The organism is Streptomyces sp. NPDC058751, from assembly GCF_042746485.1.
Lineage (GTDB): Bacteria > Actinomycetota > Actinomycetes > Streptomycetales > Streptomycetaceae > Streptomyces.
In genome coordinates this window covers 133511-145352 of sequence record NZ_JBHYPZ010000015.1, presented here as the reverse complement: position 1 = coordinate 145352, position 11842 = coordinate 133511, and the positions used below count along the sequence as shown (strand labels likewise).

Genomic DNA, 11842 nt, shown 5'->3' with positions numbered 1-11842 from the left:
CCGCACCGTGCGGTTCGAGCGGGGTAAGCGTACGGAAATCCCGCCGCCCGTTCACACGTTCTTCATCCCAGGGCTCGTGACCGCTGTCCGCAGGCCCGTCCGAAGTCCCGCCACCACCTCGTCCGGCGCGGCATCGTCGCAGCTCAGCGAGGTGTGCGTCCCGGGATGTCCCAACCCGCCGACGGAACTGGAACCCCGGCGGAGGACGGACCAGCATGGCCGTCGTTCGAACCGGGGGCACGGTCCGCCCGTGTCCGGGTCGAACACCGACCACTGGTCGGTTTCGCTACAACTCCGTTCTTAAACAAGGGAATCGATGTCTTTCTCCGCAACTCGCAGGCATGCTGCACTCCTGCTCGCCTCCGCCGCGCTCGTGGGTGGCACGACGACCGGGGCCGCCGCCGGGACGAACGCCCAGGCCGCCACCACCTTCCCGTGCGACGTCAACATGAGCGCGGCCGGCATTCTCACCGCCGGCTACTACAGCGGTAACACGGTCAATCCTTCCACCTCTTCGGTGACCGCCGCGGGTAAGGAGGCCCAGTGCCTCCTCCAGTACCAGGACTACAACCCCGGCACCGTCGACGGCATCTTCGGCTCCAAGTCCCAGGCGGCGGCGAGGAGCTTCCAGAGCAACATCAACCGCGTCTGTAAGACCGACCTGGACGTCGACGGAATGATCGGCAAGGAGAGCTGGCCCCACCTGCGCCGCCTCTTCTGCTGATCCGCGATCGACGTACCGCGGCCCGCCCTCCTCCGGTTTCGTTTCCGGGGAGGGCGGGCCGTGGTCATTGGGGGGGCGGTACGTCAGCCGCCGGCGAACCGCTTGAAGGCCGCGCGGGTCTCGGTCCCGGCGCTGCCGTCGATGTCGCCGGTGTAGCCGTAGTGCTCCTTGAGGAGCCGCTGGAGCGCCCTGATCGTGTTGGCGCCGGGGTCACCGTCGATGGCGCCGGTGTAGCCCCACCACCTCTTGAGGTAGCGCTGGAACGCCTTCCAGCTCTCGGTGCCCAGCAGTCCGTCGATCTCGCCGGTGTAACCCCAGTCGGTCTTCAGGAACCTCTGGACGTTCATGGCCCCGGCGGTGGTCAGGCCGAAGTTCTCCGTCGCGAGTACGGTGACGGGGGCGCCCACCGCCGGCCGGGCGGTCGGCGCGGGCGCCGCGTGGGCGGTGCCGGCGGCCGCCAGGGTCCCGGCGGCGATGCCGGCGACGGCGGTGAGGCTGACGATGGTCCTGCCCAGGACGTGCGATCGCATGGATCCTCTTTCGAATCGTGAGTGGACACCTGACCCGTCGGACGAGCAGGTGACGACTCGAGAGTGCGGGGCGCCGGGCGACGGTCGCCACCGCCTGCGCCCAAGTGACGGCCGCCTGGGACACGACACGCGCCGACCTGCGCGAACACCACCCCTGGGGACGCTTCGGCGGGACGGCCGCGGCGGATGCCGTACCGCTCGCGCAGCATGCGGCGCGGCGACGGCGCGAAAGATCATCACGTGCGGCCGCCCGATCCGGTGCGCCCCGGGGGCCGGCATTCTCGGTAGCGTGGCCATCTGCCGCACGAGGCGTCCATGTGTCCGGCCGGTCCGTGCGGCGGCTTCCGACGGAACGTGATGAGGCTGCGATGAGTGAACCGACGAAACCCGAGGTCGACGTGCCGGAAGGTGACGCTCCCACCGAGCTGACCGTCCGGGACCTGGTCGTCGGGGACGGAGCCGAGGTGAAGCCGGGCATGGTGGTCAGGGTCCACTACGTCGGGGTGACCTTCGCGTCCGGGAAGGAGTTCGACGCCTCCTGGGACCGGGGGCAGCCGTTCAAGTTCGCCCTGGGCGGCGGCAAGGTCATCAAGGGCTGGGACCGGGGGGTGAGGGGGATGAGGGTCGGCGGCCGACGCGAGATCATCGTTCCCCCGCGTCTCGGATACGGCAATCAGTCGCCCTCGCCGCTGATCCCGCCGGGCTCGACCCTGGTCTTCGTGGTGGACCTGCTGGACTCGTACTCCGGCACGACCGGGTGGAGCAAGGCCTAGTACCCCGGCCGCTCCTCCCCTACGGCGTGCCGCACGTCCCCTCTTCGCGCCGGCGCCGGCCCCGGTCGGGACGATCCACGGCATGGACTTCCGCCACGTGCCGGAGCCGCACCGGGCGCCGGGCCGTCCCTTCGCGAGCGTCCTGACGGCGATGGTGGGCACGGGCCCGTACGTCGTCCCCAAGCGGCGCGCCCGGCTCCGAGCGAGCGCCGGGGAGAAGAGATCCCCCAGTGGACCGTTTGCCCAACTGTGTGCTGTGGTAGGCCTGTTGAGGCCAATTGATCGTCACCGCACACCCGTCGCGCTCCGGCACCGGGCGAGCCGCCGGAGTGCGCGGTGATGCCCGAGTGCCCAAAGGGGGACATCCGTCAGTGGATCCGGCACCAAATCTTGAACACAAATTCCACACATCCCTCTCTCCATAACGGCCCTGATGGTCTAGATTGACCGTGCTTCGGATGTACGGGCACAAGGCGACCAATAATGATCTATGGGTCCGACGTCGGGAATGCCAGCATTGGCCTCGGCGCCGGACACGGGGGCGATCGGTCCCCGGAGCCCCGGAAGGGCTCGGGTGCGGGGAGCACCCGGGAATCCGACCGGGTTCCGGACATCCCGGGAGTCCGGTAGCACGCGCAAGTCCGCCGTCGGCGGGGCGAGTTGTCCAAGTGCCCCCGGTACGGCGGGAGTTCGTCGCGTGGAGGCGGTGCCTCCGGGGGGAGGAACGACGCGGCGCGGGAGGCGGGGGCCTCCCGGGGGGAGGAACGGCGCGGCTCGGCGCGGGGGGCGGGGGTGCTTCCCGGGGCGAGAAACAGTGTTAGGCGAACACGTCGAACCACTGGAACCTGGGGGGTTCTGTGCCACAAGGGGGACTAGTACGTCCGTTTCCGTCTGCGCGCGGACGTCTGACGAACGGGGCGTTCCATCAGCCCGCGACCGACTGGGAGCAGCGGTACCGCCGTACCGTGATCACCAGCGACATGGTCGCCACGGCCTTCGTGGTGGCGGCGATCGGCAACTTCTTCGGGGCCCGGGACGCGGCCAACTGGCACGAGAAGTGGGGCATCCTCGCGTTCGGCACCGAGCTGCTGGTGCTGGGGGCACTGGCGGTGAGCCGTGCGTGGGCTCCGGCCGTCCTGGGCCAGGGCGCGGAGGAATTCCGCCGGCTGGGACGCTCGCTGTTCGCGGCGACCGTCGTCCTGGCGCTCGGGGGCATCGCCCTCACCTCGCGCAACATCAAACTCTGGATCTTCGTCGCGATCCCCGCGATCGCGCTCGTCACCATGACCGTGCGCTATCTGCTGCGCCTGTGGCTGCACAAACAGCGGAAGGAAGGCCGGTGCCTGCGACCGGTGCTCGCCGCCGGAAGCCCGGCCACCGTGCGCGATCTGGTCACCCGGACCCGCAAGTTCCCGCACCTGGGCTGGCGGGTGGAGGCGGTCTGCACGACGGACGGCCACGGGTTCGACGGTGACCAGCTCGACGGGGTGCCGGTCGTCGGCCGGCTGGCGGACGTGGCGAACCACGTGCACCGCGACGGCTACCGCGTCGTCGCGGTCACCCCGGACCCGCACTGGTCGCCCGACCGGCTGCAGCGGCTGGCCTGGAACCTCGAGGGCAGCGACGCGGAGATGATCGTGGCCCCCGTGCTGATGGAGGTGGCCGGGCCGCGGCTGCACGTCGACGCGGTGCTCGGGATCCCGCTGCTGCGGGTCAGCATGCCGACCTTCACCGGGGGCCGCCGCGCGGTCAAGGTGGTCGTCGACCGGCTGGGCGCCGCCGTCCTGCTGCTGCTGTTCGCGCCGCTGATGGTGCTCGTCGGGCTGCTCGTCCTGCTGGACAGCCGGGGCGGGGCGTTCTACCGCCAGCGCCGGGTCGGCAAGAACGGCCGCGAGTTCACCATCCTCAAGTTCCGCACCATGGTCGTCGGGGCCCACAAGGCACGCGCCGAGCTGGCCGGCCTCGACGAGGGCGCCGGCCTGTTGTTCAAGGTCCGCCGGGACCCGCGGGTGACCCGGGTGGGAGCGGTGCTGCGCCGGTACTCGCTCGACGAACTCCCGCAGCTCTTCAATGTGTTGACCGGATCGATGTCGCTCGTCGGTCCGCGGCCTCCGTTACCGGAGGAGTCGGCCGCGTACGGCCCCGACATCCGGCGGCGGCTGCTGGTCAAGCCCGGACTCACCGGCCTGTGGCAGATCAGCGGACGCAGCGACCTGTCGTGGGAGGAGGCGGTGCGGCTGGACCTGCGGTACGTGGAGGACTGGTCGCTCGCCCTGGACACGGTGATCTTGTGGAAGACGCTGCGTGCGGTGCTCTACGGGCAGGGGGCCTACTGATGCGGGGGGCTCGCTCGATGTGCGGAGGGCGTCGTCCGGCAGGCACGGGTACGGCAGGCCGCAAGGGTCTGCCCAGGGGGAGGAACGGGTCATGAAGGTCAGCGTTTTCGGGCTCGGCTACGTGGGCTGCGTGTCGGCCGCGTGCCTGGCCGGCCAGGGCCACGAGGTCATCGGGGTGGACGTCAACCAGGTGAAGGTCGACCTGGTCAACGACGGCAAGGCCCCGGTGGTCGAGGAGGGGATCGGCGAACTCGTCGCCGACGTGGTGGGGAGCGGGGCGTTACGCGCCACCACCGACGTCCGTGAGGCGATCGCGAACAGCGAGGTGTCGCTGATCTGCGTGGGCACGCCCTCGGAGTCCAACGGCAGCCTGTGCACGACGTACCTGGAGCGGGTCACCGAGGAGATCGGTGCCGCGCTGGCCGAGCGGGGCGGCCGGCACACCGTCGTGTTCCGCAGCACCATGCTCCCGGGCACCTGTCTGGACCTGCTGGTGCCGATCCTGGAGAAGTACGTCGGCGGCACGGCCGGGGTCGACGTCGGGGTCGCGGTGAACCCGGAGTTCCTGCGCGAGGGCACGAGCGTGCGGGACTTCTTCGACCCGCCGAAGACCGTCATCGGTGAACTCGACGCGGCGAGCGGCGACGTGGTGGCGGCCCTGTACGAGGGCCTGCCCGGCGAGGTGTTCCGGGTGCCGGTCCCGGTGGCCGAGGCGATCAAGTACGCGGACAACGCGTTCCACGGCCTCAAGATCGGCTTCGCGAACGAGCTGGGCGCGGTGTGCCAGGCGCTCGGGGTGGACTCGCACCAGGTGATCGACGTGTTCCTCGCCGACCGCAAGCTGAACATCAGCCCCGCCTATCTGCGGCCCGGCTTCGCCTTCGGCGGCTCCTGCCTGCCCAAGGACCTGCGCAGCCTGGTCCACGCCGCGCAGCGGGCCGACGTGTCGGTGCCCATCCTGTCGCACGTGCTGCCCTCCAACGCCGACCACCTGCAGCGCGCGGTGGAGATGGTCGAGCGCACCGGCAAGCGCAAGGTGGGGCTGTTCGGGCTGTCCTTCAAGCCCGGCACCGACGACCTCCGCGAGAGCCCGCTCGTCGAACTGGCGGAGCGGCTCTTCGGCAAGGGTTACGACCTGCGCATCCACGACGCCAACGTGAGCCTGTCCCGGCTCCTCGGCGCGAACCGCGAGTACATCGAGAACCGGCTGCCGCACCTCGCGCAGCTCCTCGCGGACTCCGTCGACGAGGTGCTCGAACACGCCGAGGTGTGCCTGGTCGGGACGAAGGACCCGGCCGTGCTCTCGGCGCTCCCCCACGGCGACGGTCCGGTGATCGTCGACCTCGTCCGCCTTCCCGACGCCGACGCGCGCCGGACCGAACCGGGATACATGGGCCTTGCTTGGTGACTCGAACGGCGGCGACCGGCCGAGCCGGCGCGCGCTGATCCTGGTGGAGAACCTGTCGGTGCCGTTCGACCGGCGGGTGTGGCAGGAGTGCACGACCCTGCGCGACGCGGGCTGGACGGTGCACGTCATCTGTCCGCAGGGCAGCAAGCGGGACACGGAGCCGGAGGCCGTGATCGACGGGGTGCGGATCCACCGCTACCCGTTGCGCGCGGCCACCGGCGGGCCGGCCGGCTATCTGCGGGAGTACGGATCGGCGTTGTGGCACACCATGAGGCTGGCCCGGAAGGTCGGGCCGGTCCACGTGGTGCACGCCTGCAATCCGCCCGACCTGCTGTTCCTGGCGGCACGGTGGCTGAAGCGGCGCGGAGCACGGTTCGTCTTCGACCAGCACGACCTGGTGCCCGAGCTGTACCTCTCCCGGTTCGGCCGCGGCGAGGACCTGCTCTACCGGGGCGTGTGCGCGCTGGAGCGGATGACCTACCGGGCGGCGGACGTCGTGCTCGCCACGAACGAGAGCTACCGGGACGTCGCGGTGAGCCGTGGCGGCAAGCGGCCCGAGGACGTCTTCGTGGTGCGCAGCGCGCCCGACATCGACCGCTTCCACCCCGTGCCGCCGGAGCCGGAGCTGAAGCGCAACAAACCCCATCTGCTGTGCTACCTCGGTGTGATGGGCCCGCAGGACGGCGTCGACTACGCCTTGCGGGCCCTGGCGAAGCTGCGTGACGAGGTCGGGCGGACCGACTGGCACGCGGTGTTCGTCGGCGGCGGCGACACCTTCGACGCGATGGTGGAGCTGTCGCGGGAGCTCGGGCTCGCGGACCAGGTGCAGTTCACCGGGCGCATCCCGGACGCGGACCTGGTGCGCTACCTGTCCACGGCGGACGTGTGCCTCTCCCCCGACCCGCACAACCCGCTCAACGACGTGTCGACCATGAACAAGGTCCTGGAGTACATGGTGATGGGCCGCCCGCTCGTCTCCTTCGACCTCCGGGAGGCTCGCGTCTCCGCCGGTGACGCCGCCGTCTACGCGCCCGCCAACGACGAGGCCGAGTTCGCGAGGCTCGTCGCGCGGCTCATGGACGATCCGGAGAAGCGGGCCCTGATGGGCAAGATCGGCCAGGAGCGGATCAGCGGCCCGCTCTCGTGGCGGAACTCCCAGGCGTCCCTGCTCGCCGCCTACGCCGCCGCCTGCGGCGACCGTGTTCCGGCACCGGGCGGCCCGGACAGTGCGCAGGGCGGAGGCCGCACCGTTGAACGATGACACGATACGCCTGGCGACCGTCGGACGGATCGTCCGACGGCGCTGGCGGCTGCTCACCGTCCTCACCGTGGTGGGCGCGCTCGTCGGGTACGGCGTCTCCCTGGTCTTCCCCCCTCGCTACACGGCGACGGCGTCGGTGCTGCTGCCGGGCGCCTGGGAGGAACGCGAGCTGCTGACCCAGCAGGAGATCGCGACCAGTTCGGTGGTGGTCGACCGGGCGGCGGACGCGCTCCACTGGACCGGCGTCGGCAAGGACGAGCTGCGGGACGAGGTCGACGCCAAGACCGCCGACGGCAACATCATCAAGATCTCGGGCACGGCCGACACCCCGGAGCGCGCGCAGCGGCTCGCCGACCAGGTGGCCCAGCAGTTCGTCACGTTCGCCTCGCGGATCGCGGACAACAACGCCGACCCCGAGGCCGCGGCGCAGCGCGAGGCGCTGCAGCAGACGGTGGTGAAGACCGGCCGCCGCATCACCGAGCTGGCCGACGCCACCGATCCGGGGCAGACCGTGGAGAGCGTGCAGGCCCGCACCGAGCTGGAGAAGCTCCGTACCACGCTGCAGGAGGCCATCAGCAAGCTGGACCAGTCCGACCCCGCCGCCAACAAGGCCAACATGGTCGTCATGGGCCCGGCCGCCCGGCCGGCCGGCGAGGCACCGCCGACGAGGATCCAGATGGTCGTCGCCGGGGCGCTGCTGTTCTTCCTGCTCGGGGTCGTCGGCCATCTCGCCGCGGCCCGGATGAGCCGCCGGCTGCGCACCCGGACGGAGATCGCCGCGGCGCTGGGCTCGGAGCTGCTGGGCAGCGTCGACGTTCCCGGGGGACGCTCCGCGCACCGGCCGCGGGGCGGTGGCCCGCGGGCCCGGGTCCGCCGTCTGCTGGGCGTCGACGTCCGCTGGGACGTACCGGTGGCGCAGCCCTCCGGTGACGAGGCCGGCCGGCAGCTGCGCTACCGGCGGGTGTGCGCCCGTCTCCGGGACCGGCTGCCCGCTCCCCGGCGGCTGCTGGTCGTCGTCCCGGACGGCGACGAGACCGCCCTCCTCGCCGCCGGGCAGCTCGCCGCCGGGGCCGAGGGCGATCCGGTGCTGCGGACGGTGGGGGTCCCGGTGGACCGGCCGCTGGTGCCGGACCAGGGCACCGAGTCCGGTGTCCTCGTCGTGCTCAGCCCGGGGAACTGGACCGCGGCGGAGCTCACCGGCATCGCCGAGGCGTGCGCGGACGCCGGGCACGAGATCGTCGGCGTCGTCATCGCCGACATGGTCCGGGCCCTTCCGGCGCGGTCCGCCGACCGTGCCCGGACCGCCGCCACGCCGGTGCTCGCGGTCGGCCACGACGTGAAGGGAAGTTCAGGGTGACGACGAGTACGACTTCGGAGTCGTCGGCCGCCGTTCCGCTGCTGGACCTGCAGGCGCTGGTGGTGGCGGTGCGCAGGCGGCGCCGCTTCTGGTGTGCCGCGGGGCTGCTGGGGCTGCTCGTGGGCGCGGCGGTGGCGGTCCTGCTGCCGACGCCGCCGACCGCGGTGACCAAGGTGCTCGTCTCGCACCAGGAGGACCAGCCGAACGACCCGGGAACGCTGATCCGCACCGACGTCGCGCTGCTCCAGACCACACGGATCGCGGACCAGGCCCTGAAGTCCCTGCACTCCTCGGAGAAACCCGAGGACTTCATGCGGGACTACTCGGGGACCGGCCTGACCAACAACCTGCTGCAGATCACGGTCACGGGTGACAGCGACGCGGACGCCGAGGCCCGTGCCAAGGCGCTGGCCGACGCGTTCGTCGCGGACCACGTGAAGCGGATCCGGGCGGCCGCGGACGCCGAGGCCAAGGCCCTGCTCGACCAGCGTGACCGTCTGAAGGGCGAACTCGCCCAGGTCAACAAGACGATCGGGGACGGGACGGCGCAGAGCGGGCCGACGGCGTCGGCGGACCTGGAGTCGCTCTTCGCCCGCCGGGCCGAACTCACCTCGCGGATCACCGACTTCGGCCAGCGCGCCGCGGAGGCGCGCATCGGCGCGCCCCGGCTCGTCGCCGGGACGCAGATCGTGGACGCCCCGAGCGCGGTGGACAGCTCCCTGCCCAAGGCCGCCGCCACCGACGGCGCGGTCGGGCTCGTCCTCGGCCTCGTCCTCGGCCTCGCGGTGGCCTCGGTCGGTTCGGTGGTGGCGGACCGCCCCGTGCTGCGCCGGGAGATCGCGTCGAACCTCGGCGCCTCGGTCATCGCGGAACTGCCCCGCCGCAAGGGCGGGCCGTTGCGGCGCCGACGGGTCCGGACGGCACGGGAACGGCTCACCGCGTCCCTGGCGCGCACCGCGAGCGGCTCCGCGGAACCGGTGTCGCTGCTCGAACTGGGCTGTGCGCGCGGCACGAGCGCCATCGCGCTGGACCTCGCCCGGGCACTGGCCGCGGACGGGCCGGTGACCGTCGTCGACGGTCTGCCCGGTACGCAGCTCGCCAGGCGCCGCGCGAAGCCGGGTGACCCGGCCGTGGTCGGCGGCGAGCGTGCCGCGGCCCTGCCGCACCAGGACCGCCGGGTCGGCGTCGGCTCGGTGGCGCCCGGCACGGCGTGGACCGACCTGCGGTACCTCGGCACCAGGACCGTGCTCGTCGTACGCGCCGGGCACGGCAGCGCCGCGTGGCTGCACACCGTGGCGCGCCAGCTCGCGGACCAGCGGATCGCGGTGATCGGCGTGGTGCTGATCGACCCCGATCCGCGTGACCGCACGGACGGCACGTTGTGGGACGGGCTGGACACCGCGCTGCGCGGCCGGGACGAGCGGCCGGTCCGGCAGGGCGCACGGCAGACGGACCGGCAGCCGTCGTGGGCGGCACGGGTTCCGGACAGCGACCAGGAGGCACGGTAGGACATGTGTGGCATCGCGGGTACTTACCGCTGGCCCGACGGGAAGGCCGTGGCCGACCGGCTCACCGAGACCCTCGCCCATCGCGGCCCGGACGGGGCGGGCCGCTACAGCCACCCCGCCGGTGACGGCGAGGTGCACCTCGGGCACCGCCGGCTGGCCATCGTCGACCTGTCCGGGACGGGCGCCCAGCCGATGGTCTCGGGCGGCCTCGCCCTGACGTACAACGGCGAGCTGTACAACGCGCCCGAGCTGCGGGCCGAGCTGGAGTCCTCGGGGGTGCGCTTCCGCGGCACCTCCGACACCGAGGTGCTGCTGGAGGCCTGGCGGCGCTGGGGCACGGACTGCCTGCCCCGGCTGCGCGGCATGTTCGCGTTCGGGATCTTCGACGAGCGGACCGGTGAACTGACGCTCGTCCGAGACCAGTTGGGCATCAAGCCGCTGTTCCTGCTGCGGCGCGGCACGGGCCTGGTGTTCGCCTCCGAGCTCAAGGCGCTGGCCGCCGTGAGCGGCGGGTCGCTGGAGGTGGACCACGCGGCGCTGGTGGCCTCGCTGCTGTACTACTGGGTGCCGGACTCGCGGTGCGCGTTCCGCGAGGCGGAGAAGCTGCCGCCGGGGAGCTGGATCCGGTTCCGGCCCGACGGCGGGGTGGAACGCGGCCGGTACTGGAACCTGCGGGAGGTCGCCGAGGAGGGCCGGGAGCGGGCCCTCGCCGGCGAACTGCCGGACATCGCGGCCGTGGTCGAGGAGTCGACCCGCCGCCATCTGCTCGCCGACGTGCCCGTGGCGACGTTCCTGTCCGGCGGTCTCGACTCCAGCTATCTGACCGCGCTGGCGGCCCGCGACCGGCCCGGGATCTCCGCCTACACGATCGGGTTCCGCGCCGAGGACGCCAGGTTCGAGGCGATGCCGGACGACCTGCGCTACGCCCGGCAGGTGGCCGAGAGGTTCGGCGTCGACCTGCACGAGATCGAGATCGCCCCGGACGTGCTCGACATGCTGCCGCGGATGACGCACCACCTGGACGAGCCGATCGGCGACCCCGCCGCGATCAACACGTTCCTGATCTGCTCGGCGGCCCGCGAGGCCGGGGTGAAGGTGCTGCTCTCGGGAATGGGCGCCGACGAACTGTTCGCCGGCTACCGCAAGCACCTGGCCAACCTGATCGCGCTGCGCTACCAGCGCGTCCCGCGGCCGCTGCGGCGCGGCGTGTCCGCGGCCGTGGACCGGCTGCCGGTCGCGACGGCCCGCCGGGGGTACCGCTCGGTGCGCTTCGCCAAGCGGTTCCTGTCCTTCGCCGATCTGCCGGAGGAGACCGCGTTCAGGCGCAGTTACACCATGTACGACCGGGAGGAGCTGCTCGCCCTGATCGATCCGGACCTGGCCCCGGCGGTCGAGGACGTGCTGACCGAGCACGCGGACGTCTACGAGGACAACGGCCTCGACGACTTCGTCAACCGCATGTGCCTGGGCGACTCCCGGATGTTCCTGCCGGGCCTGAACCTCGCCTACACGGACCGGTCGAGCATGGCCGCCTCGACCGAGGTGCGGGTGCCGTACGTGGACGTCGAGGTGGTCAGGGCGGCGTTCGCGGTGCCAGGTGACCGCAAGATCGTCAAACGGCAGGGCAAGGCCGTCCTCAAGGAGGCGGCCGCCTCGGTCCTGCCCCGGGAGATCGTGTACCGGCCCAAGGGCCTGTTCAGCGCCCCGCTGCGGGCCTGGATGAGCCGGGACCTCGCGCCGCTGGTGCGCGAGGTGGTGAACGACGGCGAGCTCGTGCGTTCAGGGCTGCTGCGCCGCGAGGCGCTGGCTCGGATGGTCGCCGAGGACGCCGCTGGGCAGCGGGACTTCTCCAAGCATCTGTGGCACGTGCTGACCCTCGAGTACTGGTATCGCGGCGCGACCTCCGGGGCCGGCCAGAACTCTCCCGTGACGGCGTAGAGACAGT

The 11842-nt window shown here is 72.0% G+C and carries 9 protein-coding genes; 8 read left to right on the top strand and 1 reads right to left on the bottom strand.

Going from position 1 to position 11842, the window contains the following annotated elements; all coding sequences use genetic code 11:
- Positions 1 to 316 precede the first annotated feature (316 nt).
- Positions 317 to 724 carry a peptidoglycan-binding protein gene (locus ACFW6B_RS16600; RefSeq protein ID WP_386596488.1) on the top strand — a complete coding sequence of 136 codons (408 nt, stop codon included), beginning with the start codon at positions 317 to 319 and terminating at the stop codon, positions 722 to 724.
- An 83-nt stretch (positions 725 to 807) separates the two neighbouring features.
- On the opposite strand, the gene ACFW6B_RS16595 is transcribed toward ACFW6B_RS16600, so the two are convergent.
- Positions 808 to 1254 carry a peptidoglycan-binding protein gene (locus tag ACFW6B_RS16595; protein WP_386596486.1) on the bottom strand — a complete coding sequence of 149 codons (447 nt, stop codon included), beginning with the start codon at positions 1252 to 1254 and terminating at the stop codon, positions 808 to 810.
- Between the two features lie 368 nt (positions 1255 to 1622).
- Here ACFW6B_RS16595 and ACFW6B_RS16590 point away from each other — a divergent pair, with 368 nt between their 5' ends.
- The 7 genes from ACFW6B_RS16590 to asnB all read left to right on the top strand — a co-directional run bounded on the left by ACFW6B_RS16590 (position 1623) and on the right by asnB (position 11835).
- On the top strand, positions 1623 to 2027 hold the full coding sequence (locus tag ACFW6B_RS16590) for an FKBP-type peptidyl-prolyl cis-trans isomerase (protein ID WP_386596483.1): 405 nt from the start codon (positions 1623 to 1625) through the stop codon (positions 2025 to 2027).
- 857 nt (positions 2028 to 2884) lie between these two features.
- Positions 2885 to 4363: a sugar transferase gene (locus ACFW6B_RS16585; protein WP_386596481.1), complete on the top strand. Its 1479-nt coding sequence runs from the start codon at positions 2885 to 2887 to the stop codon at positions 4361 to 4363.
- 91 nt (positions 4364 to 4454) lie between these two features.
- Positions 4455 to 5771 carry a nucleotide sugar dehydrogenase gene (locus tag ACFW6B_RS16580; protein ID WP_386596479.1) on the top strand — a complete coding sequence of 439 codons (1317 nt, stop codon included), beginning with the start codon at positions 4455 to 4457 and terminating at the stop codon, positions 5769 to 5771.
- Positions 5761 to 7032 (top strand): glycosyltransferase family 4 protein, encoded by a 1272-nt coding sequence (locus tag ACFW6B_RS16575; RefSeq protein WP_386596477.1) that lies wholly within the window; start codon positions 5761 to 5763, stop codon positions 7030 to 7032. Before ACFW6B_RS16580 ends, ACFW6B_RS16575 begins: the two co-directional genes overlap by 11 nt.
- Complete coding sequence (locus ACFW6B_RS16570; RefSeq protein WP_386596475.1) at positions 7022 to 8389, top strand: Wzz/FepE/Etk N-terminal domain-containing protein; 1368 nt, start codon at positions 7022 to 7024, stop codon at positions 8387 to 8389. Before ACFW6B_RS16575 ends, ACFW6B_RS16570 begins: the two co-directional genes overlap by 11 nt.
- On the top strand, positions 8386 to 9897 hold the full coding sequence (locus tag ACFW6B_RS16565) for a Wzz/FepE/Etk N-terminal domain-containing protein (protein ID WP_386596473.1): 1512 nt from the start codon (positions 8386 to 8388) through the stop codon (positions 9895 to 9897). Before ACFW6B_RS16570 ends, ACFW6B_RS16565 begins: the two co-directional genes overlap by 4 nt.
- Before the next feature lie 3 nt (positions 9898 to 9900).
- Positions 9901 to 11835, top strand: a complete 1935-nt coding sequence (gene asnB / locus ACFW6B_RS16560) for an asparagine synthase (glutamine-hydrolyzing) (RefSeq protein WP_386596471.1) — start codon at positions 9901 to 9903, stop codon at positions 11833 to 11835.
- Positions 11836 to 11842 lie beyond the last annotated feature (7 nt).

Bases quoted from the DNA above. Each gene is read 5' to 3' on its own strand.
- ACFW6B_RS16590 (WP_386596483.1), top strand. From the start codon at position 1,623: ATGAGTGAACCGACGAAACCCGAGGTCGACGTGCCGGAAGGTGACGCT.
- asnB (WP_386596471.1), top strand. From the start codon at position 9,901: ATGTGTGGCATCGCGGGTACTTACCGCTGGCCCGACGGGAAGGCCGTG.
- ACFW6B_RS16595 (WP_386596486.1), bottom strand. From the start codon at position 1,254: ATGCGATCGCACGTCCTGGGCAGGACCATCGTCAGCCTCACCGCCGTC.
- ACFW6B_RS16600 (WP_386596488.1), top strand. From the start codon at position 317: ATGTCTTTCTCCGCAACTCGCAGGCATGCTGCACTCCTGCTCGCCTCC.
- ACFW6B_RS16580 (WP_386596479.1), top strand. From the start codon at position 4,455: ATGAAGGTCAGCGTTTTCGGGCTCGGCTACGTGGGCTGCGTGTCGGCC.